Consider the following 24,453-nt stretch of genomic DNA (forward strand, 5'->3'; position numbering starts at 1 on the left):
CGAGTCTGTTGCAGTGTGTGCAACGTCCATTGCGTGTACCGCTCAGTGCTGTCTAACATCCTGGCGAACGCCGGGTCAATGAAGGAGCCGCGACCATCGTGAACGCCCCCGACGCCGTGGACGTCGTCGCGCTCGGCGAGTCCATGGTCACCTTCCTGCCCGGCAGGCCGGGGCGGCTCGCCGACGTGCCGTCCTTCGAGCGGGGGATCGGGGGCGCGGAGTCCAACGTGGCGTGCGGGTTGGCTGCCGCCGGCTTCGCGGTGCGGTGGGTCAGCCGGGTCGGGGTCGATGGGTTCGGGGATCACCTGGTGGAGACGGTCGGGGGGTACGGGGTCGATGTCTCGGCCGTGGGCCGTGATCCTTCGCGACCGACGGGGGTGTACTTCCGTACGGCGGGGGAGCGGGGGTCGGACGGGCACGAGGTCGCGTACTACCGGGCCGGGTCGGCGGCTTCGGCTATGTCGGTCGAGAACGTGGATCTGTCGGTGGTGCGGGCGGGGCGGGTGCTGCATCTGTCGGGGATCACGGCTGCGTTGTCCTCCGGGTGCCTGGAGTTGGTGCGTGAGCTGATGGCTCCCGGGGCGGATCGTCCCCTTGTCTCCTTCGACGTCAATCACCGGGCCGGGTTGTGGCGGGATGCCGGCGCAGACGGGCCGCGGGTGCTGCTGGAGCTGGCCCGGGGGGCCGACATTGTGTTCGTGGGGGAGGACGAGGCGGAGGAGGCGTGGGGGGTGACGGGGGGACCTTCGGAGATTCGGGCGGTGCTGCCTGAACCTTCGGTGCTGGTGGTGAAGCAAGGGGGGGAGGGGGCTACCGCGTTCGTGTCGGGCGCGGCCGAGTGGGGGCTGGTCGCGCAGTTCCCCGCGCCCCTGGGTGGGTTGCAGCCAGCGTCCAGCATTTTCGTCCCCGCCCTCTCCGTCGACGTGGTCGCCACAACCGGTGCCGGTGACGCCTTCGCCGCCGGGTTCCTCGCCGCGACCCTCCGGAACCTGCCCCTTCGTGACCGCCTCCGGCACGGTCACCTCTGGGCCGCCGCCGTCCTCACCGCCCCCGGTGACCTCGCCCCGCCCCCCTCCCGCGCACACGCCGACCGGCTCGTCGCCCTCGGGGACGGCGGGTGGGGGAGACTTCGACTCGGGCCCGGCTGGACACAAGCCGAGACGGCCTCGGAGGAGGTACGCACGCCGTGAGCCAGACCGTCGACCGCGCGCTCAGCATCCTGCCGTTGCTCGCCGAGGGGCCCGCCGATCTCGGTCAGGTCGCCGAGCGGCTCGGGGTGCACAAGTCCACCGCGCTGCGGCTCCTGCGCACGCTGCACGAACACGGCATGGTCTACCGCCAGTCCGACCAGCGCTACCGCCTCGGCGCCCGCCTCATCGCGCTCGCCCAGGAGGCGATGGAGAACCTCGACATCCGCGAGATCGCCCACCCCCATCTCGTACGGCTGAACGAGAGCTGCGGGCACACCGTCCACCTCGCCGTGTACGAGGACGACGAGGTGCTCTACATCGACAAGGTCGAGAGCCGCTACCCCGTGCGGATGTACTCGCGGATCGGCAAGCCCGTCGCCCTCACCGTCGCCGCGGTCGCGAAACTGCTGCTCGCCGACCTTCCCGAGGCCGAGCGGCGGGCCCTCGCCGGCACGCTCGAATACCCCCTCTACACGGCCCGTTCGACACCCGACGCCCCTGCCTTCCTGGAGGAGTTGGCGCGGGTGCGCGAGCAGGGCTGGGCCGTCGACCTCGGTGGCCACGAGGAGTCCATCAACTGCATCGCGGCCCCGGTCCGCGGTGCCGACGGCAGGGTCGTCGCCGCGATGTCGGTCTCCGCGCCGAACGTCGTCGTCACCGCAGAGGAACTCCTCACCCTGCTCCCGCAGCTCCGCCGTACGGCCGACGCCGTCAGCGGCGAGTACTCCGGCAGAACGACAGCGAAGGAACCCGCATGACGGACAAGATCGCGCTCACCCCGAGCACCCACACCACCCCGCCCGCGAAGTTCTCCCACGGGGTGCGCAAGGGCAACATCCTGCAGGTCGCCGGGCAGGTCGGCTTCCTCCCCGCCGAGGAGGGCAGGCCGCCCACGCCCGCCGGGCCGACCCTGCGTGAGCAGACCCTCCAGACCCTCGCCAACGTCAAGGCGATCCTGGAGGAGGGCGGTGCCTCATGGGACGACGTGATGATGATCCGCGTCTATCTGACGGACGTGGAGCACTTCGCCGAGATGAACGCGATCTACAACGCCTACTTCGAGGAGCAGGGCCTCACCCAGCCGCCCGCCGCGCGCACCACGGTCTACGTCGGTCTGCCCGCGGGCCTGCTCGTCGAGATCGACGCGCTCGCGGTCCTGGGCTAGCGAAGACACCGGCCCCATCTCCACGGCAGGCCCATATGCACGCTCGCCCCATGTCCACCGCCGGCCCACATGCGCGCCCGCCCCATGTGCACGACCGGCCCCATGTAGGCGTCCGGTAACGATGTAGGGGCCGACTGTGCCGGGCACAGGATCGTCGACCATACTGCCCGCTGTGGAGCAGCGCATAGGTTCGAGCAGCCAGCCCCTGGAAGGCGCCGGATTCGACCCGGCCTACATCCCCGGGCTCACCTCACCCGTGTCCGGCGAGGCGGAGTCCGCCCCGGAGAAGGCGGAGGTGACCGCGGAGGAGGCCGTCGAGAAGCCTGCCGAGGAGTCCACCGAAGAGCCCACCGGTGAGCCCGCCGAGGAGGCTGCCGACGGGCCCGCCGAGGAGGTGGCTCCCGACGGGCCCGTCTTCGAGGCATCCGACCGCCGTGCGAGGGTCGTCGCCGACCACGAGGGCGTACGGCTCTCCCTCGACGACCAGGCCTGTGAGTTCCGCTGGGACGAGATCGGCGCGATCGAGACGGAGACCCCTCGCTTCGGCAAGCGCTACACCCTCACCGTGCACACTCCGGACCGCCGCTGGTACCCGATCGAGATCGAGGCGGCGTCACGGTCCGAATTCGCCGAGTGGGACCGGCAGTTGGACGCGGTGATGGACGAGTACTTCGAGGACGGGACTCCGGAGCCGGCGGAGGAGGAGTCCGAGGAGACTCCCTAGCAGTACTGCGCCTGCTTGCCGATCGACCGGTACATGCAGTCCGAGTTCTCCAGCAGTTGCAGCACCGCGTCCCGGTTGCGTGACGTCTCCCGCTCGATCACCTCGTCGGGCGGGTAGAACCCGCCCCCGGAGCTGGACGACGGGTACATCTCGAAGGTGTACGAGAAGATCTTGGGCGTGCCCCAGAGGTAGTCGTCGATCGACCCGTCGGTGATGTACAGGTCGCTCGCCTGCTCCGCCGTGTACCCGTTGCTCGCGGCCAGTTTCTGCCCGACCGCCTTGAACACGGCGTTGTCGTCGGCGGTCATGCCGGTCGCCGTGTCGGAGTAGGTGTACCCGTAGGGCCACAGCACCAGTTCGCTGTACGTGTGGAAGTCGATGTTGGTCTTGATCTGCTGCACCCCGCCGACGACCCGGCTGCGCACGAAGTTCGCGACCACCTTGACCTCGGGCGCCGACTCGGCGGACGGACCCCGGTAGGTCTCGGAGGACGTCGACCCGGAGGAACCGCCGCAGCAGCCCCAGCGGTAGGCCCAGTTGCGGTTGAGGTCCGTACCTACCGCGGAGGAACCGGAGTTGGGCTGGCGGTTCTTGCGCCACGAACGGTACGAGCCGGTGGCGATGTCGTACTCGCCGCCGTCCGGGTTGAGGTCGGGGATGATCCAGATCTCACGGTTGTTCACCATGTTGGTCACCCGGGAATCGCTGCCGTAGCCCGCGCCGAGCTCGCGCAGCAGGTACAGCGCCATCTCGACGGTGAGGTGCTCACGGGCGTGCTGGTGGTGGGTGAACAGCACCTCAGGTTCGGCCTCGTCCGTCGCCACGTTGTCGCTGATCTTGATGGCCACGATGTCCCGGCCCTGGTACGACGTGCCGATGACCCGCTTGCTCATGATGTTCGGGTAGGCGGCGATCCGCTGGTCGATCTCGGCGGTCATCTCGGCGTAGTTGTGGTAGCGCGAGTCGGCCGAGGGGAAGTCGAAGAGCCGGGCCTCACCGGGTGCGACCCGGTCCGGCGCGGTACCCAACGGCTCGACCTCGTAACCGAGTTGGCGAAGCCTCTTGATCTGCGAGGCCCGGCCGGAGACGACCACCGTCTCCTCGTCCGCCTCGTCGACCGTCACCCCGGTCTGCTGGATCGCCGTACGGGTCACGGGAGTCGTCTGCTGGTGGATCTCGTACTGCCGGACGTCCTCGGCGCTCGGGGCCGCCTTCGGGGCGCTGTCGGCGTTCGCGGAGAGCGGGGCCGCGAGGGCGAAGGTCATCAGGGAGGCGACGGCGGCGAAGGTGGCGTAGCGGGTGCCGCCGCGGGTGCCGGAACCGCGTATGCGAAGTCGCATGAAGTCTCCTGTGTTCTCCAGGGATTCCGGGATCTCCGGAAGCGGGGAGTGGAGCGGGGGGTGGTTCAGCGACGTACAGGTGCGGGTGTGCCGCTTATCGTCCGTGCATGACATGGTCAGGTCAATAGGGCCGGGGTCCGCGGGCAGCCGGAGTGGTGGGGGCTCGCGCTTCTTCACCGCATGCCCTCTTGCCGGTCCGAGATCTTTAGGGTTTCTTGACCTTCATGGCGGACACCACGGACAACACAGTGACCGGTGAGGCGAGTTCCGTACCCCGCAAGGCCAGTTGGCGGTACATCGGACCGGGGATCGTCGTCGCCGCGACCGGCGTCGGAGCCGGTGACCTGGTCGCCACGCTCATCGCGGGCAGCAACTTCGGCTACACGCTGCTGTGGGCGGCGGTCATCGGCTGCCTGGTGAAGATCTCCCTCGCGGAGGCGGCCGGCCGCTGGCACCTGTCCACCGGCCGCACCCTGTTCGACGGCTGGGCGAGCCTGGGCCGTTGGACCACCTGGTTCTTCGCCGTCTACGTGGTCGTCTGGGGCTTCGTGTACGGCGCGGCCGCGATGTCGTCGAGCGCGCTGCCGCTCCAGGCGCTGTTCCCGGACGTGATGGACCTCAAGTGGTGGGCCGTCGCCTGCGGGTTGGTCGGGCTGGTCTTCGTCTGGTTCAACAAGTACGCGGTCTTCGAGAAGGTCATGACGGTCCTGGTGGGCGTCATGTTCGTGGTGACGGTGTACCTGGCCGTCAGGGTCACCCCGAACCTCGCGGACGCCTTCGCGGGCCTGCTGCCCGTCCTGCCCGACGAGAACGACTCGATCCTCAACACCCTCGGCCTGATCGGCGGGGTCGGCGGCACCATCACGCTGGCCGCGTACGGCTACTGGGTCAACGCCAAGGGCTGGACCGACACGGGCTGGATGAAGGTGATGCGCCTGGACAACCGGGTCGCCTACCTCACCACCGGCATCTTCGTCGTCGCCATGCTCTTCGTCGGCGCGGAGCTGCTGCACTCCGCCAACGTGGCGATCGCGAGCGGCGACAAGGGGCTCATCCAGCTGAGCGACATCCTGGAGGACGAGTACGGCTCGGCCACGGCCAAGTTCTTCCTCATCGGCTTCTTCGCCACCTCCTTCACCTCGCTGATCGGCGTCTGGCACGGGGTGAGCCTGATGTTCGCGGACTTCGTGGCCCGCTTCCGGGGCCAGGGCGCGCAGAAGGGCGAGGAGGTCGCCTCCGGCGCCCGCGAACGCTCGTGGCCCTTCCGCGCGTACCTGCTGTGGCTGACCTTCCCGCCCATCGTCCTGCTCTTCCAGGGCCAGCCCTTCCGCCTGATCATCCTCTACGGCGTCCTGGGCGCGGCCTTCCTCCCCTTCCTGGCCGGCACCCTCATCTGGCTCCTCAACTCGGCCCGCACCCCGAGGGAATGGCGCAACGGCCCGCTGAGCAACGGGATGCTGGCGATCGCGGGCCTGCTGTTCCTGACGCTGTGCGTGAAGCAGATCTGGGACCAGCCGTGGGGGGACTTCTTCTGACGCGGGGTTGCGGTGGCGGGTCTTTCCGGGGAGGCAGGACTGTCGGTGTCCGGTGTGGGTGACGCTCAGGTGGGGTGGGCAGGGAGGCCTGGGGCGGCGCCGCTTCCGTAGCGGGGCGTACGAGGGTGGCTGACGGCGGGCGGCTGGGCAGGTGCGGGAGGGGCCCGTCCCGCGTCGGCTGTCGGGGAGGGCGGATATCCTCGGCCGACGGGAACCACACCACCGACGAGGGCCGACGCAGATGACCACCCCACCGCCTCCCTCCGGACCGACCCCACCACCTCCCTCGGGACCGACCCCAGCGGCCCCCACCCCGAACCCGGACCCACAGGCCTCCGCCCCGGACACGCCGACCGCCGCCTCGGGTGCCGCCGCTCCGGTACGGCCGGCCCCGGATCCGCAGGTCTCCGCTCAGGTATGGCCGTCCACCGGTCCGCAGGCTTCTGTTCCGGAGGCGCCGGCCCCGGATGCGCAGCTCTCGGCTCAGGTATGGCCGTCCACCGGTCCGCAGGCCGCGGCTCCGGTGTCGTCAGCGGCCACCGCGCAGCGCGAGGCGCCCCCTTCGGACGCGGACTGGGTCATCGCCCCGCCCGCCCCCTCGGCGCAGGCGGCCACCTCAGCGGACAGCACTTCGCCGACCCACGTCGAGCCGCCGACCGCCTCCCCGCAGACGCCGGTCGAGCCGCCCCCAGCTCCGCCGACCGCCTCCCCGCACGCGCCGATCGAGCCGCCCCTGCGCCCGCACGCGCCGATCGAGCCGCCCCTGGACTCGCAGGCCCCGACCGAACCGCCCCTGGGCTCGCACTCCCCGGTCGAACCGCCCCCGGCCTCCACCCCACCGCCGTCCCCGGCTCCCACCCCACCGCCGCCCCCTCCCGCGGCGCACCCCGGCTTCGGTTCGCCGGCTCCCACGGCACCCGGCTTCGGCCCACCGGCGCCGCCGGCGTCCCCGCAGTACGGTCAGCCCGTGCCCCCTCCGTACGGCCACCCCGCCCCGCCCCTGTACGGCCACCCCGCTCCGCCCCCGTACGGCCACCCCGCCCCGCCCCCGTACGGCCACCCCGTCGCCCCGCCGCCGTACTCCCAGCCCGCGCCTCCGCCGTACCCCCAACAACCCCAACCGCCCTCCGAGGGACCGGAGTTCATGGCGGTCGACCGGCACAACTCCATCGTCGTGGACTCCGCCGGTGTCGCCTTCGAGGATCACGGGCGGTCGGCAGAGTTCCCCTGGCACGAGATCCGCAGCGTCCACTACAAGGCCGGCCCCAACGGCAAGACGCTGATGATGGCCGTCATCCACCTCGACGGACGCTTCTACGAGTGCGTCGTGGACGCGAAGGGCCGGGACCTGCTGGGCCGGTGGTTCGCCCAACTGGCCCCGGTCCTCGGGCACTACCGCCCGCTCGGGTGACCGTGGACGCCGAACTCCAGATCCATGAGCTGTGGAGAGCGGACGCCACGGAGGCGACGGCGGTCGTGCGCTACAGCCGCCCGGACCCCGCGATCGACCCCGCGCACTCCGGCCCGGTGACGCTCCAGGGCACCGGCGTGCGCGAGCTGAGCCCGACGATCGCGGAGACGGGACGGCGGCCGGTCATGCCGGTCGTTCAGGGCGACAACCCGCCGCCACCCTGATCACCCCCTACGGCAACCCGTGCACATGCGGTCCCACCGCGTTGGACCACGCGTTCCCCGCCGCCGCGTCCCAGTTCGTCGACCAGGTCATGGCGCCGCGGAGGTCGGGGTAGGTCTTCGCGGGCTTGAAGGAGCCGCACCCGGTGCCCTTCGTCAGGCAGTCCAGCGCGTTGTTCACCACGGTCGGGGAGACATAGCCGCTGCCCGCCCCGCTGGTGGAGGCCGGCAGGCCGAGGCCCACCTGGGACGGGGACAGACCGCCCTCCAGCTGGATGCAGGCCAGCGCGGTCAGGAAGTCCACCGAGCCCTGGGAGTACACCTTGCCGTCGCAGCCGAGCATCGAACCGCTGTTGTAGTACTGCATGTTGACCACCGTGAGGATGTCCTTCACGTTCAGCGCGGTCTGGAAGTACGCGTTCGACGTCGACTGCATGTCGATCGTCTGCGGCGCCATCGTCAGCACCAGCGACGGCCCCGCCTTCGCCGACAGCGACCGCAACGCCTGTGACATGTAGGTCGCGTTGAGCCCGTTCTCCAGATCGATGTCGACGCCGTCGAAGCCGTACGTCTGCATCAGCGCGTACACCGAGTTCGCGAAGTTCGCCGCCGACGTCGGGTCGCTCACCGACACCGTGCCGTTCTGGCCGCCGACCGAGACGATGACCTTCTTGCCCGCCGCCTGCTTCGCCTTGATGTCCGCCTTGAACTGGTCGACGGTGTACCCGCCGAGCCCGGCCGAGTCCAGGTTGAAGGTCACGGCCCCCGGCGTGGTTGTCGCGTCCGCGAACGCGACCGCGATGATGTCGTACTGCGCCTGCACGGCCGACAGCTTCTGGACCGTCGCCCCGTTGTTGAAGTTCTGCCAGTACCCGGTGACCGCGTGCTTGGGCACCGTGCCGCCGCCACCGCCCGTGGCCGAGGTCCGGCCCGTCACGGTCGCCGACTTCGCCGACTCGCCCGCCGCGTTGGTCGCCGTGACCTGGAAGCCGTACGACGTCGACGCCGCGAGCCCGGTCACGGTCGCCGAGGTCCCCGTCACCGCCGTGACCTTGGTGCCGTCGCGGTAGACGTTGTACCCGGTCGCCCCCGACACCGCGTTCCAGGCCAGCGAGACCGACGAGGACGACGTACCGGACACCGTCAGGCCGCCCGGCGTGGCGGGGACCGTCGGGGCCGGGTCGCCGCCACCGCCGCCGTCGGGGCCGTAGACCGACACGTCGTCCGCGAGGTACGCGGCCTGGCCGTACCAGCCGTGGGTGTACACCGTCACCGAGGTGGTGGCGGAGCCGGTCGTGAAGGTGGTCGTCAGCTGCTTCCAGGAGGCGGAGTCCGGGGTCCAGGTCGACACGTCCGTGGTGCCGGTGCCGGTCGCGCCGAGGTAGGCGTAGCCGCCCTGCACCCACGCGCTCAGCGTGTACGTGGAGTTGGGCTTCACCGCGACCGTCTGGGTGCAGCGCGCGTTGTCCTGTCCGGCCGGTGTCGCCTTCAGCGCGGCCGAGCCGCTGTGCACGGGGGAGGAGACGGTCGTACCGCTGCTCGCGGAACAGGTCCATCCCGACAGGCCGGACTCGAAGCCGGCGTTCTTCGCGTTGTTGACGTCGGCGGCGGAGGCGGGGTGCGCGAACCCCAGGGCGAGGGCCCCCAGGGCGAGCGTCGTGGCGACGGTCGTCGCCCCGAATGCCGTACGCCTTGATCTGCTGAGTATGGGCATGACAAGAGAGTTGGTCCAGACCAATCTTCTGTCAAGGGAGGTGGGCGCATCTCGCCCTCCTCCGGCTCACTCGCGTGGCAAGTGCGCCCTATCTAGGCAGGAATCGCCCGCTTTTGAACCCGAGGACTGGCCAGGAAGTCACAGAATCGCTGTTCTCCGGTCACAGAGCCGTGGTTACAGTGCTCAGGTAGTCACGCAGTGAAGTCGACCGGGTGTGCCGGAGTGATCCGTCGGACCCTCGGGCATGGGATACGGGGAGCTGCGCGTGCCAACTGCCATCGCAGTGACCGGAGCCGACATGGCGTTGCCGGCGCAGGACGAGCGGACCCTGCCCGCCGTCGTGCTCGACGGCCTCGACCGGCAGCCGCTGGACCACTCGCTCGCCGCGCTCCAGACACTGATCGACCAGCACGGCCATGTGATCGTCGTGTACTCCCGTGCCGTGCCCCCGGCGGTCGACCAACGGCTGCGCACCGTGCGCTCGCTGCTGGAGAGCGACCGGATCGCCCTGTTCCAGCCCGATCTGCCGCCCCTCGGCATCGCCGTCCTGGCCCGCCAGTTGAGACAGCTCGCCTCCTGTGACCTCAGCCCCGGCGTCCTCGCCTCGGCGGGCCGGCTGCTCACCCACTACCTCCACGCGGGTGCCCTGCTCGGCTCGGTGGCGCGGCTCGACCGGGTCCCCGTGGGGCTCAAGTCGCACGCCAAGTCATGGGTCCCGGGCAGCCAGTTCGCCGTCCTCGCCCACCCGCAGCCGCAGCTCGTGCGGATCGCCCCGGACGCCACGCTCGCCGGACCGGAGTTCGCCACCTCGATGCTGGTCGCCCGCGGGCAGCTCCAGTCCGACTGGGTCTCCGGTGCCCTCGCCACGTCCTGGCGGATCCAGGGGCTGCGGGAGGCCCCGCTGCCCGCCGAGTCCGCCGAGTGGTGGGGCACCTCCAAGCTGATCGAGTTCTGCACCTTCCTGCCCGACCTGTCCGTCCTTTACCAACTGGTCACCTCGGTACGGCAGAACATCTGTCACTGGTGCGGTATCGACGTCATCGGAGACCGCTGCGTCTTCTGCTCGGCCACCGCCCCGGTGGCGCCCGTACCCGAACTGCAACAGCAGCGCGAACACCAGCACCAACTGCCCGCCGGGTGAGCCGTACCGGATCGCCCCCGTCCCCGAGTCCGCTCGACCGAGCCCCCCAACGAGGTTGTACGGTTCATGAACTCCCGTCAGCGCCGAGGCGTCATACTCCTGCTCCTGTCGGTCCTGGGCGCCCTCGCGGCCTTCGCCGGCGTGCTGTCCGTCATCAACGACGTGAAGTCCAAGGTCGGCCCCGAGGTCACGGCGTACGAGGTCAAGGACGACATCAAGCCCTACACCCGGCTCACCGCGGCGCAGTTCGAGAAGACGCAGATGCCCAAGCGCTGGCTGTCGCCCAACGCGATCACCGACCTGGCGGACATCAGGGACAAGATCGCCGTGACGACCCTCAAGCAGGGCTCGCTCCTCCAGAGCGACATGATCGTCGACCAGCCCGCCCTCCAGCCGGGGCAGCAGGAGGTCGCCATCATGATCGACGCGGCGACCGGTGTCGCCGGCAAGATCACGGCCGACTCCCGGGTCAACGTCTACGCCACCTTCGAGGGCCAGAAGGAGGGCGACCCCGACCAGTCCAAGATCATCGTGACGAACGCCCAGGTGCTCGACGTCGGCCAGATCACCGCGCTCCAGCCGGACGCCGACGAGCGCACCCGCGAGGCGACGAAGGCCGTCCCCATCACCTTCGCGCTCAGCGCGCTCGACGCCCAGCGCCTCACGTACGCCGAGTCCTTCGCCAAGCGCGTCCGGCTCGCGCTGGTCGCCCCCGGGGAGACCGGCACCATCCCGGAGCAGGACCGCACGTACGAACTCACCAAGGACAAGTGAGAGGCCGCCATGCCCACGAGGATCCTCCCGGCAGTCGGCGACACGGACGCGGTCCGCTCCCTCACCACACTGCTCAGCCAGCTCCCGGACGCCGAACCGGTCACCCCCGTCACCGACTCCACCCAGCTCATCGACACCCTCGCGCGCCTGGCGTCCGAGTCGATCGACGAACTGCCCGAAGTGGTCGTCGTCCATGAGCGCATCGGCCCCGTCCCGGCCCTGGAGCTGATCCGCGAGGTCGCCCTGCGCTTCCCGGCCGTCGGCGTCATCCTCGTCACCTCCGACGTCAGCCCCGGCCTCTTCCAGGCCGCCATGGACTACGGCGCCCGCGGCCTCATCGCCCTCCCGCTCGGCTACGAGGAGCTCGCCACCCGGGTGCACGCGGTCGCCCAGTGGTCGGTGGGCGTACGACGGCACCTGGGCGCCGCCACCGACGTGTTCACCGGCGTCGGCGGCACCGTCGTCACCGTCAGCGGTGCCAAGGGCGGCGTCGGCGCCACCACCACCGCGATCCAGCTCGCCCTCGCCGCACAGGCCTCCGGGCGCAGCGCCGCCCTGCTCGACCTGGACCTCCAGACCGGCGACATCGCCTCCTACCTGGACGTGCAGTTCCGCCGCTCGGTCGTCGACCTCGCCGCCATCACCGACATCTCCCCGCGCGTCCTCGCCGACGCCGTCTTCCCGCACGACACCGGCCTCGCCCTGCTGCTCGCCCCCGGCGAGGGCGAACGCGGCGAGGAGGTCACCGAGCGCGCCGCCCGCCAGATCGTCTCCGCCCTGCGCTCCCGCTACGAGGTCGTCGTCGTCGACTGCGGGGCCCAGCTCAGCGGGGCCGGCGCGGCGGTCGTCGAGATGGCCGACACGGCCCTGCTGGTCACCACCCCGGACGTGGTCGCCGTACGCGGCGCCAAGCGTGCCGTACGGATGTGGGACCGGCTCCAGGTCCGCAAGGCCGAGGAGACCACCGTCGTCGTCAACCGGCACAGCCGCGGTACGGAGATCCAGCCCGCGCTCATCCAGAAGATCACCGGGACGGGCGTGGCGGCGACCGTGATCCCCGCGAACTTCAAGGAACTCCAGGGCGCGGTGGACGCGGGCCGGGTCCACGAACTCGACGCCAAGGGCACGGTCAAGCAGGCCCTGTGGACGCTCGCCGGCGAACTGGGCCTGGTCAAGGGCACGGAGTCGAACTCCCACCGCAACGGCGGCCGGGAGCGGGGGTCCTTGGCCTTCCGGCGGCGCAAGGAGTTGGGGAGATGAGGGCCCCGGCGCTCCAGCGGTGCCGACGGAGGACGCTGCCGCTCCAGCGGTGCCGCCGCAGGGCCCCGGCGTTGCAACGGTGCCGCCGGAGGGCTTCGGCGTTCCAGCGGTTCCGTCGTGACGAGGGGCAGGTGACCATCGAGTTCCTCGGGATGACCCCGCTGATCCTCGTCACGCTGGTGCTGCTGTGGCAGTTCGTGCTGCTGGGGTACACGTTCACGCTCGCGGGGAATGCCGCGGACAAGGCGGTACGGGCCGCGACGGCGGCGGCGCCGGGGGAGCGGGAGGCCGCGTGCGAACAGGCGGGACGGGACGACCTGCCCGGCGCCTGGAGCGGAGAGGTGAGCTGCAGCACCGGCGGCGGCTATGTCACCGCCGATGTCCACCTGAGGGTCCCCGTCCTGTTCCCGGGTGCCCTCGCCTTCCCCTTCCAGGTCGACGGCCACGCGGGCGCGGTGGAGGAGGACAGGGACTGAGATGTCGTACTCCCGACGGAGCTTGGAGCGCCGCGACCGCGGCCAGGTGGCCATCGAATACCTCGGCTTCATCCCGATCCTGATCCTCGTCGCCATGGCCGTCGTCCAGCTGGGGCTCATCGCGTACACCGCCCAGCAGGCCGGCACCGCCGCCAGGGCCGGGGCGCGGGCCGCCTCGCTGGACCTGAGCGCGCAGGACGGCTGTGCCAACGCGATCAGCGACTGGCTGTCCGTCGACTGCGCCGAGGGCGGCGGCGACGGCTCGGTCACCGTCACCGCCACTGTCCAGATCCCGTCGATCGTCCCCGGATGGAGCTTCGACCCCGCAGTCAAGACCGCCACCATGCCGCTCGACCACTGAACGAGGTACCCCCATGAGCCTGCGGTCCCGCATCAACACCCCCGAGGAGAACGGCAGTCGGGGCGAGGAGGGCCACCTGGTCGCCTCCTACCGCGCCAAGCTGCTCGAGGAGATCGACCTCGCGGAGATGAGCTCGCTGGCGGCCGCCGAACGCCGGGCCCGTCTGGAGCGGGTGCTCGGGCACATCATCAGCCGCGAAGGCCCGGTCCTGTCGACCGTCGAACGCTCCCAGCTGATCCGGCGGGTGGTCGACGAGGCCCTCGGCCTGGGCATCCTGGAGCCGCTGCTCGAAGACGCCTCCATCACCGAGATCATGGTCAACGGACCCGACTCGATCTTCGTCGAACGCGGCGGCCGGGTCGAGCAGTTGCCGCTGCGCTTCCCCTCCCACGACCAGCTGATGCAGACCATCGAGCGCATCGTCTCGACAGTCAACCGGCGCGTGGACGAGACGAACCCCATGGTCGACGCCCGCCTTCCCTCCGGAGAGCGGGTCAACGTCATCATCCCGCCGCTCTCCCTGACCGGCGCGATCCTCACCATCCGCCGCTTCCCCCGCTCCTACACCCTCCAGGAACTGGCCGGCTTCGGCTCCCTCGACGAGCACATGCTGTACCTGCTGGCCGGTCTGGTGCAGGCCCGCTTCAACGTCATCGTGTCGGGCGCGACGGGCACCGGGAAGACCACCCTGCTGAACGCGCTCTCCGGGCTGATCCCCGAGGGCGACCGGATCATCACCATCGAGGACTCGGCCGAACTCCAGCTCCAGCAACGGCACGTGGTCCGCCTGGAGTCCCGCCCGCCCAACGTGGAGGGCCAGGGCCGGGTCACCATCCGCGACCTGGTCCGCAACTCCCTCCGTATGAGGCCCGACCGGATCGTCGTAGGTGAGGTCCGCGGCGGCGAGTCACTCGACATGCTCCAGGCGATGTCCACCGGCCACGACGGCTCGCTGGCCACCGTGCACGCCAACAGCGCCGAGGACGCGCTGATGCGGCTCAAGACCCTGGCGTCCATGTCGGAGGTGGAGATCCCCTTCGAGGCGCTGCACGACCAGATCAACAGCGCCGTCGACGTGATCATCCAGCTCACCCGGTTCGCCGACGGCGCCCGCCGTATCACCGAGATCGCCCTGCTCGACAGCCACGGCAGCGAGCCGTACCGCCTGGTGACCGTGGCCCGCTTCAACGCCCAGCCGATGGCGGCGGACGGCCGGATCTACGGCCGTTTCGAGTACTTCCCGCTGCCCCGCCGTACCGTCGACCGCCTCTACATGGCGAGTCAGCCCACGCCCCAGGCCTTCGGCGTGGCCGAGTCCGCAAGCCAGTTGGCCATCCGAGAAGCCCGGTAGGACAGGTAGGAACCACCCCATGGACCTCGCGACCCTAGTCGATCTCACCACCGGCATAGCCCTGCTGAGCTGCGTGCTCGCCGTCGTCGGTGTCCACGTCCACGCCAAGGGCCGGGCCCAGCGGGCCGCCCTGGTCGACCGGCTGACCGCGGCCGGGCAGGTGCCGTACACCGGCCGCCGCCGGCACTTCCGCGACCTGGACCGCCGACTGCGCCGCACCCGGCTCGGCAGACAGCTGGAACTCCGGCTAGCGGCCACGGGGTTGGACGTCACGCCGGGCGAGTTCTTCGCCGCGATGCTCGCCGTGGTGGCGGGCCTGTGGCTGATCGGCCAGGAGACACTCGCCCCCTTCTTCGGCCCCATCCTCGGCCTCCTCGGCATCGGGGCGGCGGTGCAGTTCCTCAACTGGCAGCGCCAGAAACGCATCGAGAAGTTCATCAACCAACTCCCCGAACTGGCCCGCATCCTGGCCAACGCCACCCACGCCGGCCTCGCCCTGCGCACCGCCATCGGCATGGCGGCGGAGGAGCTGGAGGCCCCGGCCGGAGAGGAACTGGGCAAGGTCGCCAACGAGTTGGCCCTCGGCGTGTCGATGGAGGACGCGCTGGACGAGATGGCCAAGCGGCTCCCGTCCCGGGAACTGGTGGTCCTGGTGACGACCCTGGTCCTGTCGAACCGGGCCGGCGGCCAGGTGGTCAGCGCCCTGCGCAACCTCACCGAGACGCTGGAGGAGCGCAAGGAGACCCGGCGCGAGGTCCGCACCCAGCTCTCCCAGGTGAACATGACGTCGTACGCCGTCCCCGTCCTCGGCATCGGCTCGCTGTTCCTCATGAACGGCGTCAGGGACGGAGCGCTGGACCGCATGACGGGCTCACCGCTGGGCCAGGCCGCGGTGCTCATCGCGTTCGGCCTGTACGCGGTGGGCTTCATCCTCATCCGCCGCCTCTCCCGCGTCGACGTCTGAGGGGGCGGCCGTGATCGCATTCGGACTGGCCCTGCTGATGGCCCTGAGCGTGTGGGGCGTCTTCGCCGGCATCCGCATGTACCGCGCGGAGGCGAAGCTGCCCGCCGACCTGGTGCTCGCACTGGAGGTGGGCTCGACCCGCACCGGCGCAGTGGACTCCCTGGTCGACCGCATGGGCATGCGGTACGCCCCCGCCGTCCTGCGCCTGATGGGCCCCAAGCAGGTCGCCAAGTACCGCCGCAAGATCGACCTCGCGGGCAACCCCGGCGGCCTGACCATCAACCGCTACGCGGCCCGCAGGGCGGTCTACGGCTTCCTCGGCGGCCTGGGCTTCCTGGTCTTCCTGCTCCGCGGCCAGATCCTGGTCGCCCTGCTGCTCCTGGCCTTCGGGGCGTTCTGGACGGAGGTCGGCATCTGGTCGGCGATCCGGGTCCGCAAGGACGTCATCGAGCGCACCCTGCCCGACTTCCTGGACGTCCTGGCGGTCGTGGTGAGCGCGGGCCTCGGCTTCCGCCAGGCACTGGACCGGGTGGCCTCCAAGTACGAGGGCCCCTGGGCCGACGAACTGCGCATCACGCTCCGCCAGATGGACCTGGGCGTGAGCCGCCGCCAGGCCTTCGCGGAACTCCGCAGGCGCAACGACTCCGAACAGGTCGCCATGTTCGTGACGGCACTCCAGCAGGGCGAGGAGCTGGGCGCGCCCATCGTGGACACCCTGGTCGCCCTGGCCAAGGACATGCGCCGCACCGACGCCCAGAACGCCCGCCGCAAGGCCGCTCGCGCGGTCCCCAAGGCCACGATGATGATCACCACGTTCATGGTCCCGGCCACGATGCTGCTGCTGGCCGCGGGCCTGCTCCTGGGTTCCGGCACGGACTTCGGGTCGATCACGGGGGGTTAGGGGGAGTGAGGGAGCAGGGGAGAGGGAGAGGGAGAGCGGGAGAGCCGGGGGTGGGGAGGTGACGATGACGGAGGCACGCAGGCCGCACCGGGCCCTGTGGCGCGGACGCGCGGCCGCCGACGGTGCTGAGCACCCACAGGGGCCACCCGCACCCGACGACGAAAGCAGCACGGGTGGTGCCCCTGGGAGATCTCAGGAGGCTCACCCCCACGCACCCGCACTCGCCCTCCAGGTCAACGCCCTCCAGGCCATGTGCCGCCAGGTCTTCGGCTTCCGCCTGGCGATGATCGCCCTGGCCGCCCCCGCCGCCCTCCTGAACGCCAATCCCGGCCTGGGCGTCCGCCTCGTCGGCGCCGCGGTCGTCGTCACCTTCATGGTCTCGTACGCCCTCTTCAGGGACTGGGAACGCTTCGGCCCCCTCCTCCTGCGCCACCCCACCCTGCTCGCCGCCGACACCCTCTTCGGCAGCCTCCTGCTGATCTCCGCCGGCCCGGACACCACCCTCGCGTACGTCAGCGTCTGCACCCCCCTCCTCGCCGGCATCGCCTACAGCTGGCGCGGCGCCGCGGTCTTCGCCTCCCTCCAGTCCCTGATCCTGCTCCTGGTCCAGACGGCGCTCCCGCACACGCACCGCACCCCCGCGGACGCCCTCCTCCTCCCCGGCTTCTGCGTGATCACCGGAGCGGTCGGCTCCACCCTCCGCGGCCTCCTGCTCCGCTTCGGCACGGCGACCCAGGCCCTCACCGCGATGCGGGCCCGCTTGGCGGTGACGGAGGCGATCAGCGAGGAACGGGCCCGGCTGGCAAGGGAGATGCACGACTCGGTCGCGAAGACCCTGCACGGCGTGGCCCTGGCCGCGGAGGGCCTCGCGGCCTCGGCGGCCGCCCCCGCCCCCGACCCGGCCCTGCTCAGACAGCAGGCGGAACTCGTGGCCAGGGCGGCCCGCAGAGCGGCGACGGAGTCCCGCGAACTCCTCACCGACCTGCGCCGGAACCAGGACCACGGCCATCGGGACCAGGACCACGGCATCGACGTTCTCGAGGAACTGGCGTCCCGGGCGGCGGACTTCAGCACCCGCACCGGGCTCCCCCTGACCTACCGCCCCCCGGTCGGCCCGCACCCCGACCTCCCGGTCCCGCCCGCGGCGGCCCGTCAGCTCCTCTCCATCACCGAGGAGGCGATGGAGAACGCCCACCGCCACGCCGAGGCCACCCGCGTGGAGGTGAGCGCGGAGGTCGAGGACGGGCTGCTCCGGATCAGCGTCCGGGACGACGGCCGCGGCCTGCCCGCCGGCACGAGCCTCGACGAGCTGCGCAGGAGGGGTCACTTCGGCCTGGTCGGCATGGTGGAACGCGCCGCGTCCGCGGGCGCCCGCCTCCACCTGGGCGAAGGCCCGGACGACCGGGGCACCGACGTACTCCTGGAACTCCCCCTGCCCACCCCGGAGGCGGACCGATGACCCCCCACCCCAGCACGAGAGGAGGCGCCATGCAGAACGACCCCGAACACTCCATCGCCCCCTTCGCACTGCTCCCGACGGCCCCGCCGACCCCCGTCGTCCGGATCGTCGTCGCCGACGACAACCCCGTGGTGCGGGCGGGCCTCACCGCCCTCCTCTCGGGCCATGAGGGCATCACCGTCGTGGCCGAGGCGGCGGACGGCAGGGAGGCGTACGAGGCCGCGAGCCGGCACCGCCCCGACGTGATCCTCCTGGACGTCAGGATGCCGGGCGTGGACGGGCTTTCGGTGCTGCCGTACCTAGTGCCGATCGCACCGGTGCTGATGCTGACGTACAGCGGAGAGCCGGAGACCGTCCGCGAGGCGCTGCGCGGGGGAGCCGACGGCTACCTGGTCCACGGCGAGTTCACGACGGACCAGCTCGCCGCGGCCGTACGGGACACCGCGCAGGGCGTCACCCACCTCACTCCGACGGCGGCGAGCGCCGTGCTGCAAGAACTACGCGATGCGAATGCACACGCACAACAGCCCCCGCCTCCCCCTTTCTCACTCACTTCCTCCAAAGTGCTTTCGCAACTGCAACCATCTGTGGGACAGTCTGTGGGACGGTCGTCCTCGGACCGGTCGCGTTTCCAACTCAGCGCGAGGGAGGCGGAGATCATGAACCTCATCGCATCCGGCATGACCAACCAGCAGATCGCCGCCGCCTGTTTCATCAGCGAGAAGACCGTCAAGAACCACATCAACCGCATCTTCGCCAAGCTCCACAGCACCAGTCGCGCGGAGGCGGCGGCGAAGTGGCTCGGCACGGCCCCGAGTTCGGGCCGAGGGGTGGGATGACCCGTGCCGAACCGAGGTTGGGCCCGGATTTGGGCCCAGGGGCCCTGCGCCGACGAGGATCAGCGGGTCTACGTTCCGGTTGTCGATGGCGGCGACACCGAAGGGTCACACGATGAACAACCGGTTCAAGCGCGACGAGGGTCAGACCGCGGTGGAGTACCTCGGCATCATCGCGGTGGTGGTGGCGATCGTGCTGGCGATCACGGGGACGGACATCGGCAACACGATCTACACGGCGATCGTCGACAAGGTCAACGAAGTCATCGGTGGCTGACCGGATCTCGTAGCCGCGACGACGCAGGGCAGGCTTTCCCCATCTACATCACCGTGGTGGCGGGCCTGCTCTTTCTCGCGTTCGCCTACCTCGCGGTCGGCCAGGCCGCGGCCAACCGGAACGGCGCCCAGACAGCGGCGGACGCGGCGGCACTGGCAGCGGCCCTCGACACACGTGACGAGATCACCGACAAATGGGTGGAAAACATCCTCGACCCCACCAAGTGGCAGGGCATCTTCGCGGGTGTGGGCGTCGACTTCAATGGTTGCGCGCGGGCGGACCAATTGGCTGCCCAGAACGACGCAACCCGCCTCAGTTGTGGTTCTGTATCGCAGCCGTACCCGGGTTACGCGGTTGTCGTCAAGACGAACAAGACTGTCGGTGATTCCATAGTCCCCGGCGTCGAGGGCAAGCAGTCGATCGAATCCGCCACGGCAGTCATCGAACCTCTCTGTGAGTTCAAGCTGCCAGGCGAAGACGCGGATGCCTTGCCGAAACTCGAGTGTGACGGCGGTGTCGAATGGACCCTGGACCCGGACGACCTGACGGACCTGCCGGGACCGGAAGATCTCTTCGACGTCCACCTCGCGCGAGCGAACGACGAGTGACGAAGGAAGCGGAGCAATGAGCATTCGGTTCACGGCGAAGGCCCGCAGGGGGATGGCCGCGGTGACGATCGCGGTTGGACTGACCGTCGGGGTGGCCGGTTGCAGTGGTGCAGGTGACGACGGCAAGAAGCCCGAGACATCCGCGTCCGCCTCTCGCACGGGCGGGTCCGACCCCAGTGCGCAGGAGGGACAGTCGGAGGAACCGCTGGCAGAACTCAAGGGCTCAAGCGGGCTGTTGCTCCAGATCACCTCTGCGGGTCGTGACACCGGGGGCTTCGTCACCGTCAACGGTTACCTGAAGAACGACGGGTCCAAGCGCATCACAGTCCCCCCAGCCGTGCGCGGAGACGAGACGGAGATCCTCCGGCACGGCATGTCCCTCGGAGGGGCGACCCTGGTGGACGCCAAGTCGAAGAAGCGTTACTACGTGCTGCGCGACACGGATGGCCGGCCGCTGACAACGACAGGCTTCTCATCACTCCAAGCCGGTGAATCCCTGGCCGTCTTCATTCAATTCCCGGCCCCCCCGACCAGCACCACCGACGTAGACTTCCAACTCCCCACATTCGCCTCGGCCACCATCCAGATCTCAGGCTGAGGCCCCCATGACCACCACCCCCCGACTCCCCCTCACCGTGACCGCCGCCGCGCTCCTCACGGTCATGTTCCTCCCCGCCGCGCACGCCGACGACGGCGGCCCCAGCGTCCCCCCGGGCACCGAACCCTCCGCCACGGCCCCCGTGGAGGTCGACCCGAACGACCCCGATCTCAAGCTCCCGGAAGGCGCCACGCTCGCCGAACCGAAGGTCCTGGACATCAAGCAGGTCGTCGAGGACCAGAGCGGAGACGAACGCCGCGAGGACACCAACGCGGACGTGAAGTTCGCCCTCCAGGCCGAGGTCCTGTTCGGCAAGGACAGCGCGAAGCTCAACGGCGAGGCGAGAGCCCGGATCTCCGCCATCGCCGCGGAGATCAAGAACCAGCACGCCACCCGGATCAGAGTCTTCGGCTTCACCGACAACCTCGGCAGCTACGCCCACGGCCTGACCCTCTCCCGCCAACGGGCCAACGCCGTCCAGGACGTCCTCGACCAGGAACTGAACGACTCGTCCGTCACCTACGAGGTCCGCGGCTACTCGGAGGACTACCCGATCGCCTCCAACACCACGGAGTCCGGCCGCAAGAAGAACCGCCGGGTGGAGGTGTCGTTCCCGCGGGGGCAGAACTGACCGCACGGGAGCGACCGACGGTCGGAGGGCCCCTCCACCATCCGCGAAACCACCGTCGAAGGCGCCGAAGCCGACGCCGAGCGCGTCGCACTTGTGGCGGGAGATGCAGCAACATACCAACTCCCTGGCCACTGCCACGGAGCGCCCGGCCCCGGACCCGTCCGACGGGCCGCCGTGAATCGGTCGGAACGCGGTGATACTTTGCTTACGCATCGCAGATGAACTCGCGTTGCACACCAGCGACTTCCGCCACTCGCGTGGTGGAGTGGACACGGGGGACAGGACATGTCAGGCGCCACGGACATCGACGATCCGGCAGCCCTCCATCGCGCGGGCACCGGCGCGCGTGAGACGGCGGGGCAGACGCGTACTGCCGGGGCACATCCGGTGGACGAGACACGGTCGGCGGCACGCGACCTCAGTGGCGGCAACTGGAGCGGCGGCCTGGGCGGAGCGCTCGACGGTTTGGCACAGACCTGGTCGAGCCAGGTCTCGGCGCTCGCGGCCAAGTGCGACAGCCTCGCTGGACAGTGCGGCGACTCGGGCCTGCTGTACCAGAACACCGAGGCGACCAATACACAGACAATGCGCTCGCTTTCGGCCGGATCCTCACCTTTCGGGTGAGCCGGTCCAGCCGCCGACCGTGTCACAGCCGACGGGCCACACCAGACCACCGGGGGACTCACCTCAGTCATGCCGACGTACGAGCAGCTGTACCACCTCAACCTCAGCAACCTCAGTGCGGCCGCTGACCGTTGGGAGGAAACGGTCAGCAAGTTCAAGAGGCTGCACTCCGCTTTCGGCGACGAGGTCGCCCAGCCCTTCAAGCAGGCCGGCTGGAGGCAGCCGGTTCTGACGGCGGCCAAGGCGGACAGCGATGTACGGGCCGCCCAACAGGAATTCGCGGATGCGCAGAAGGAAGCGGAAGGCATCTCGGGTGTGCTCGCGAGTCTGCACGCGGAGTTGAAGAAGGCCAAGGACGACCTCCACCACCTCGCGGAGGTAGAGGCCAAGAAGCAGGACCTCCATGTCGGTGCCACCGGTGAGGTCACCGCGCGGAACGACGTCAACCAGCAGACGTGGGCTCACCACGACCCCGACGGCCAGGCGCTCATCCGCGAGCAGCAACAGGCCTGCGACGCCTTCGCCCGACGTATCGAAGCCGTTCTCCAACGAGCCGCCGACGCCGACGAAACCGCCTGCTGGGCCCTGCGTCGCGACCTCGGCGGTTACACGGACAACTTCAACGCCAAGGTTGTCACGTCCCTCGACGCCGCCGACGCCACTCACGCGGCCGAGCTGATGAAGAAGGGCGACAAGCTCACCGACACGGAACTGACCGAGCTCAACCACCTGATGAAGGCCAACGCGAAAGACCCGGTCTTCGCCACGGACTTCTACAAGCAGCTGGGCCAGGAAGGCAGCCTCAAGCTCTACGGCCAGCTCGCGCTCCAGACGACCGATGCGAGCGACGAACGCAGAAAGCTGCTCCAGGAGATGCAGCGCAACATGGGAAACACCCTGGCCACCGCCACGAATCCGGGCAAGGATCCGCACCTGGACAAGCAGTGGACCGACGAGTTCCGCAAGCTCGGCACCCAGCACGTCAAGCTTTACCCGGACAGCATGAACGAGGGCCCCTACGGCTACCAGCTCCTCGGCGGCATCCTCCGCTACGGCGACTACGACTCCTCCTTCCTCACCCCGATCGCGGAGCACGTCACCCAGCTCCACGCCAAGGACCCGTACCTCTTCGCCAGTACGAAGGGTGACTTCGGCGACCCGCAGTACGGCTTCAACCCGTCGGGCCGGAACGGCGCTGGGTACGACCCGATGAACAGCGTGCTGGAGGCTCTGGGGCACAGTCCGCAGGCGGCGACTGACTACTTCACGCCCCCCATGCAGGAGTACGCGGAGGACGGATCGCCGAAGGGCGGCCCGCAGGCCACGCTTGACGTCGACGGCTCCACCAACTACCTGGACTACCTGACCGACAAGGACTACCGGTCCTTCCCAGACATCACCGGCCACGCCCCGGACGACGTGACGAAGTCCGTGAACGACTTCCCGGACTCCCTGGGTCATGCCTTGGAAGCCGCCACGACCGGCCGTCCCGCCGGCGCCGACCCTTCGACGGGGCCGCTGGCGCACACCCCGGAGCAGGCCGCACTCGCTTCCCAGGTGATCAGCAAGTTCAGTGGTCCTGACGGCGGTGGCCTCCTCAACAGCGACGATGGAACCGCCCCCTACGCGGCCGCCGCCGACAGCCTGGGCCACATCGGAGCCGACTACATGAGCGACATCCAACGCGCGATCAGCAGCCAGAACGGTCTGCCCGTCCAGGGCACGAGTGCTGACCTGGACCCCGAGGCGACCAAGGAGTTCCTCTACCAGGTCAGTCAGGACCCTGACGCCTACGCGGCGCTCACCGGATCTCAACAGGCCTACACCTCGGCGGTCATCGACGCGGAGATCAAGGACCCGGGCGGCAGCGATGTCTCCCTTGCACAGCGCGTTGCCTCCGCTGCGCACCCAGGGGCCGAGGTCGCGGGCATCATGAGTGCGGCTCGCGCTCACGCCGTTCACGACACTCACGCCCATGGGGACGCCGACTACAACGAACGTGTCGACACCGCCAACAAGTGGGTCGGTCGCGGTCTGGGTCTGGCGACGGGTGCCATCAAGGTCCCCGTCGTCGGTGACGTAGCGGGCTGGGCGATCGAGGAAATTCAGGAGGACGTCGCCAAGAGGCTGTACCAGGACACCACCAATGAGGCACAGAGCGAAGCGGGCAGAAGCTACACCAACGGTGAGGTGGCGCTCCGCGAGGCGGTCCGTGCTGACATCGCCCGTTCCGGAGGGAGCGTGGACTTGCAGGACGCCGTGGGCCGAGAGGTCGATCAAAGTCACGCCGCCGGTGCAGAGTGGGGGGACCAGTACCATGGCTGACCGCCGCTCCAGCCGCCGTTCGGCCTGCATCGCGCTTTCTGTCGGCGCGCTTCTGCTCACGGCCTGTTCCAGCGAGAAGAAGCCCGAAGTCGCTTACACCTTGCCTGACACTTTGTGCGGAGCACCCGTCGGGAAGAAGACCATCGAGCCCCTCTTCCCGCCGGGGAGCAAGCTGACGAAAACCGGCGGCGCCCTCGACGACGGCAGGTACGCCTCGGGATGCGACTACGCGGTCGACAACCACAAGACACTTCTCGTCAGCAGCTTCTTCCACGAGGACAAACCAACCGCCCGTCAGATCGCCGAGAAGCGGGCCGCCGACTACGGCAGCGGAGACAAGAAGATCTCGCTTGGGACCTCCGGCGACATCGCCCTCTACTCCCGTGGTGCGGTGGCGGTGGCAGCGTGTCCCGGGTACTCGCCCCACGGGGGCGATCTGCCCAGAAAGAGCTTCTCAGTGGAGATATTGGCCTTCTACCCCAAGGACCTCTCCAAGTCGGCCAAGTCACTCACGCAGTTGGTGCAAGACCTCGTTCCGGTCGTGGCGAAGGCCAACGGCTGCTGATC

Annotated in this window: 27 protein-coding genes; 24 read left to right on the forward strand and 3 right to left on the reverse strand. The window is 69.8% G+C overall.

Features of this window, described 5'->3' with window-relative positions; all coding sequences use genetic code 11:
* Nucleotides 1-143: 143 nt before the first annotated feature.
* The 4 genes from AQJ54_RS02900 (at nucleotide 144) to AQJ54_RS02915 (ending at nucleotide 3,079) form a co-directional block, all read left to right on the forward strand.
* On the forward strand, nucleotides 144-1,190 hold the full coding sequence (locus tag AQJ54_RS02900) for a sugar kinase (protein ID WP_248845314.1): 1,047 nt from the start codon (nucleotides 144-146) through the stop codon (nucleotides 1,188-1,190).
* Nucleotides 1,187-1,948, forward strand: a complete 762-nt coding sequence (locus tag AQJ54_RS02905; RefSeq protein WP_062233568.1) for an IclR family transcriptional regulator — start codon at nucleotides 1,187-1,189, stop codon at nucleotides 1,946-1,948. The genes AQJ54_RS02900 and AQJ54_RS02905 overlap by 4 nt, the downstream gene beginning before the upstream one ends.
* The gene (locus AQJ54_RS02910) at nucleotides 1,945-2,355 is read left to right on the forward strand and encodes a RidA family protein (protein ID WP_062233571.1); all 411 of its coding nucleotides are present in this window, start codon (nucleotides 1,945-1,947) and stop codon (nucleotides 2,353-2,355) included. The genes AQJ54_RS02905 and AQJ54_RS02910 overlap by 4 nt, the downstream gene beginning before the upstream one ends.
* 172 nt (nucleotides 2,356-2,527) lie before the next feature.
* A complete protein-coding gene (locus AQJ54_RS02915) occupies nucleotides 2,528-3,079 on the forward strand; it encodes a hypothetical protein (protein WP_062233574.1) in 552 nt (183 codons plus the stop codon).
* On the opposite strand, the gene AQJ54_RS02920 is transcribed toward AQJ54_RS02915, so the two are convergent.
* A complete protein-coding gene (locus AQJ54_RS02920) occupies nucleotides 3,076-4,419 on the reverse strand; it encodes a M14 family metallopeptidase (RefSeq protein WP_062233576.1) in 1,344 nt (447 codons plus the stop codon). The genes AQJ54_RS02915 and AQJ54_RS02920 overlap by 4 nt on opposite strands.
* A 224-nt stretch (nucleotides 4,420-4,643) precedes the next feature.
* Here AQJ54_RS02920 and AQJ54_RS02925 point away from each other — a divergent pair, with 224 nt between their 5' ends.
* Entirely contained in the window at nucleotides 4,644-5,954 is a 1,311-nt protein-coding gene (locus AQJ54_RS02925) for an Nramp family divalent metal transporter (RefSeq protein ID WP_062023869.1), read from the forward strand.
* 483 nt (nucleotides 5,955-6,437) lie between these two features.
* Here the strand turns inward: AQJ54_RS02925 and AQJ54_RS02930 are convergent, their stop codons facing one another.
* Nucleotides 6,438-6,812: a hypothetical protein gene (locus tag AQJ54_RS02930; RefSeq protein WP_159055499.1), complete on the reverse strand. Its 375-nt coding sequence runs from the start codon at nucleotides 6,810-6,812 to the stop codon at nucleotides 6,438-6,440.
* Nucleotides 6,813-6,921: 109 nt separating this feature from the next.
* Between AQJ54_RS02930 and AQJ54_RS46580 the strand changes: the two genes are divergently transcribed.
* Nucleotides 6,922-7,365, forward strand: coding sequence for a hypothetical protein (locus AQJ54_RS46580; protein WP_062233582.1), 444 nt, complete (start codon nucleotides 6,922-6,924; stop codon nucleotides 7,363-7,365).
* Complete coding sequence (locus tag AQJ54_RS02940) at nucleotides 7,362-7,589, forward strand: hypothetical protein (RefSeq protein WP_159055500.1); 228 nt, start codon at nucleotides 7,362-7,364, stop codon at nucleotides 7,587-7,589. Before AQJ54_RS46580 ends, AQJ54_RS02940 begins: the two co-directional genes overlap by 4 nt.
* 7 nt (nucleotides 7,590-7,596) lie before the next feature.
* Here the strand turns inward: AQJ54_RS02940 and AQJ54_RS02945 are convergent, their stop codons facing one another.
* A complete protein-coding gene (locus AQJ54_RS02945; protein WP_246091065.1) occupies nucleotides 7,597-9,300 on the reverse strand; it encodes a chitinase in 1,704 nt (567 codons plus the stop codon).
* 244 nt (nucleotides 9,301-9,544) lie between these two features.
* Here AQJ54_RS02945 and AQJ54_RS02950 point away from each other — a divergent pair, with 244 nt between their 5' ends.
* The 17 genes from AQJ54_RS02950 (at nucleotide 9,545) to AQJ54_RS03025 (ending at nucleotide 24,451) form a co-directional block, all read left to right on the forward strand.
* Entirely contained in the window at nucleotides 9,545-10,441 is an 897-nt protein-coding gene (locus tag AQJ54_RS02950) for a hypothetical protein (RefSeq protein ID WP_079069715.1), read from the forward strand.
* 66 nt (nucleotides 10,442-10,507) lie between these two features.
* A complete protein-coding gene (cpaB, locus tag AQJ54_RS02955; RefSeq protein ID WP_062233588.1) occupies nucleotides 10,508-11,215 on the forward strand; it encodes a Flp pilus assembly protein CpaB in 708 nt (235 codons plus the stop codon).
* Nucleotides 11,216-11,224: 9 nt separating this feature from the next.
* On the forward strand, nucleotides 11,225-12,475 hold the full coding sequence (locus AQJ54_RS02960) for a CpaE/TadZ family protein (RefSeq protein WP_062233590.1): 1,251 nt from the start codon (nucleotides 11,225-11,227) through the stop codon (nucleotides 12,473-12,475).
* A gap of 152 nt (nucleotides 12,476-12,627) precedes the next feature.
* On the forward strand, nucleotides 12,628-12,951 hold the full coding sequence (locus AQJ54_RS02965) for a pilus assembly protein (RefSeq protein ID WP_248845315.1): 324 nt from the start codon (nucleotides 12,628-12,630) through the stop codon (nucleotides 12,949-12,951).
* Between the two features lies 1 nt (nucleotide 12,952).
* Nucleotides 12,953-13,312 (forward strand): TadE family protein, encoded by a 360-nt coding sequence (locus AQJ54_RS02970; RefSeq protein WP_062233629.1) that lies wholly within the window; start codon nucleotides 12,953-12,955, stop codon nucleotides 13,310-13,312.
* 13 nt (nucleotides 13,313-13,325) lie between these two features.
* Nucleotides 13,326-14,663: a TadA family conjugal transfer-associated ATPase gene (locus tag AQJ54_RS02975; protein WP_062023885.1), complete on the forward strand. Its 1,338-nt coding sequence runs from the start codon at nucleotides 13,326-13,328 to the stop codon at nucleotides 14,661-14,663.
* A 19-nt stretch (nucleotides 14,664-14,682) separates the two neighbouring features.
* Complete coding sequence (locus AQJ54_RS02980) at nucleotides 14,683-15,627, forward strand: type II secretion system F family protein (protein WP_030326604.1); 945 nt, start codon at nucleotides 14,683-14,685, stop codon at nucleotides 15,625-15,627.
* 13 nt (nucleotides 15,628-15,640) lie between these two features.
* The gene (locus AQJ54_RS02985; RefSeq protein ID WP_107121010.1) at nucleotides 15,641-16,528 is read left to right on the forward strand and encodes a DUF5936 domain-containing protein; all 888 of its coding nucleotides are present in this window, start codon (nucleotides 15,641-15,643) and stop codon (nucleotides 16,526-16,528) included.
* Between the two features lie 64 nt (nucleotides 16,529-16,592).
* Complete coding sequence (locus AQJ54_RS02990; RefSeq protein ID WP_248845287.1) at nucleotides 16,593-17,987, forward strand: sensor histidine kinase; 1,395 nt, start codon at nucleotides 16,593-16,595, stop codon at nucleotides 17,985-17,987.
* 29 nt (nucleotides 17,988-18,016) lie between these two features.
* On the forward strand, nucleotides 18,017-18,826 hold the full coding sequence (locus AQJ54_RS02995) for a response regulator (protein ID WP_062233633.1): 810 nt from the start codon (nucleotides 18,017-18,019) through the stop codon (nucleotides 18,824-18,826).
* 85 nt (nucleotides 18,827-18,911) lie between these two features.
* A complete protein-coding gene (locus AQJ54_RS03000; RefSeq protein ID WP_028809503.1) occupies nucleotides 18,912-19,100 on the forward strand; it encodes a Flp family type IVb pilin in 189 nt (62 codons plus the stop codon).
* Nucleotides 19,097-19,708, forward strand: coding sequence for a pilus assembly protein TadG-related protein (locus AQJ54_RS03005; protein WP_062234873.1), 612 nt, complete (start codon nucleotides 19,097-19,099; stop codon nucleotides 19,706-19,708). The genes AQJ54_RS03000 and AQJ54_RS03005 overlap by 4 nt, the downstream gene beginning before the upstream one ends.
* Before the next feature lie 16 nt (nucleotides 19,709-19,724).
* A complete protein-coding gene (locus tag AQJ54_RS03010) occupies nucleotides 19,725-20,306 on the forward strand; it encodes a hypothetical protein (RefSeq protein WP_062233637.1) in 582 nt (193 codons plus the stop codon).
* 7 nt (nucleotides 20,307-20,313) lie between these two features.
* A complete protein-coding gene (locus tag AQJ54_RS03015) occupies nucleotides 20,314-20,937 on the forward strand; it encodes an OmpA family protein (protein WP_062233640.1) in 624 nt (207 codons plus the stop codon).
* Nucleotides 20,938-21,222: 285 nt separating this feature from the next.
* Nucleotides 21,223-21,561: a hypothetical protein gene (locus AQJ54_RS43185; RefSeq protein WP_062023896.1), complete on the forward strand. Its 339-nt coding sequence runs from the start codon at nucleotides 21,223-21,225 to the stop codon at nucleotides 21,559-21,561.
* Nucleotides 21,562-21,630: 69 nt separating this feature from the next.
* Nucleotides 21,631-23,886, forward strand: coding sequence for a DUF6571 family protein (locus AQJ54_RS03020; RefSeq protein WP_062233644.1), 2,256 nt, complete (start codon nucleotides 21,631-21,633; stop codon nucleotides 23,884-23,886).
* Nucleotides 23,879-24,451 carry a hypothetical protein gene (locus AQJ54_RS03025; RefSeq protein WP_062233647.1) on the forward strand — a complete coding sequence of 191 codons (573 nt, stop codon included), beginning with the start codon at nucleotides 23,879-23,881 and terminating at the stop codon, nucleotides 24,449-24,451. Before AQJ54_RS03020 ends, AQJ54_RS03025 begins: the two co-directional genes overlap by 8 nt.
* The last annotated feature ends 2 nt before the right edge of the window (nucleotides 24,452-24,453 follow it).

This window comes from Streptomyces griseorubiginosus, from assembly GCF_001514195.1.
GTDB lineage: Bacteria > Actinomycetota > Actinomycetes > Streptomycetales > Streptomycetaceae > Streptomyces > Streptomyces griseorubiginosus.

Bases quoted from the DNA above. Each gene is read 5' to 3' on its own strand.
- AQJ54_RS02900 (WP_248845314.1), top strand. From the start codon at position 144: ATGGTCACCTTCCTGCCCGGCAGGCCGGGGCGGCTCGCCGACGTGCCG.
- AQJ54_RS02910 (WP_062233571.1), top strand. From the start codon at position 1,945: ATGACGGACAAGATCGCGCTCACCCCGAGCACCCACACCACCCCGCCC.
- AQJ54_RS02920 (WP_062233576.1), bottom strand. From the start codon at position 4,419: ATGCGACTTCGCATACGCGGTTCCGGCACCCGCGGCGGCACCCGCTAC.
- AQJ54_RS02925 (WP_062023869.1), top strand. From the start codon at position 4,644: ATGGCGGACACCACGGACAACACAGTGACCGGTGAGGCGAGTTCCGTA.
- AQJ54_RS02945 (WP_246091065.1), bottom strand. From the start codon at position 9,300: ATGCCCATACTCAGCAGATCAAGGCGTACGGCATTCGGGGCGACGACC.
- AQJ54_RS02950 (WP_079069715.1), top strand. From the start codon at position 9,545: ATGGGATACGGGGAGCTGCGCGTGCCAACTGCCATCGCAGTGACCGGA.
- cpaB (WP_062233588.1), top strand. From the start codon at position 10,508: ATGAACTCCCGTCAGCGCCGAGGCGTCATACTCCTGCTCCTGTCGGTC.
- AQJ54_RS02960 (WP_062233590.1), top strand. From the start codon at position 11,225: ATGCCCACGAGGATCCTCCCGGCAGTCGGCGACACGGACGCGGTCCGC.
- AQJ54_RS02965 (WP_248845315.1), top strand. From the start codon at position 12,628: ATGACCCCGCTGATCCTCGTCACGCTGGTGCTGCTGTGGCAGTTCGTG.
- AQJ54_RS02970 (WP_062233629.1), top strand. From the start codon at position 12,953: ATGTCGTACTCCCGACGGAGCTTGGAGCGCCGCGACCGCGGCCAGGTG.
- AQJ54_RS02975 (WP_062023885.1), top strand. From the start codon at position 13,326: ATGAGCCTGCGGTCCCGCATCAACACCCCCGAGGAGAACGGCAGTCGG.
- AQJ54_RS02980 (WP_030326604.1), top strand. From the start codon at position 14,683: ATGGACCTCGCGACCCTAGTCGATCTCACCACCGGCATAGCCCTGCTG.
- AQJ54_RS02990 (WP_248845287.1), top strand. From the start codon at position 16,593: ATGACGGAGGCACGCAGGCCGCACCGGGCCCTGTGGCGCGGACGCGCG.
- AQJ54_RS02995 (WP_062233633.1), top strand. From the start codon at position 18,017: ATGCAGAACGACCCCGAACACTCCATCGCCCCCTTCGCACTGCTCCCG.
- AQJ54_RS03000 (WP_028809503.1), top strand. From the start codon at position 18,912: ATGGCGGCGACACCGAAGGGTCACACGATGAACAACCGGTTCAAGCGC.
- AQJ54_RS03010 (WP_062233637.1), top strand. From the start codon at position 19,725: ATGAGCATTCGGTTCACGGCGAAGGCCCGCAGGGGGATGGCCGCGGTG.
- AQJ54_RS03015 (WP_062233640.1), top strand. From the start codon at position 20,314: ATGACCACCACCCCCCGACTCCCCCTCACCGTGACCGCCGCCGCGCTC.
- AQJ54_RS43185 (WP_062023896.1), top strand. From the start codon at position 21,223: ATGTCAGGCGCCACGGACATCGACGATCCGGCAGCCCTCCATCGCGCG.
- AQJ54_RS03020 (WP_062233644.1), top strand. From the start codon at position 21,631: ATGCCGACGTACGAGCAGCTGTACCACCTCAACCTCAGCAACCTCAGT.
- AQJ54_RS03025 (WP_062233647.1), top strand. From the start codon at position 23,879: ATGGCTGACCGCCGCTCCAGCCGCCGTTCGGCCTGCATCGCGCTTTCT.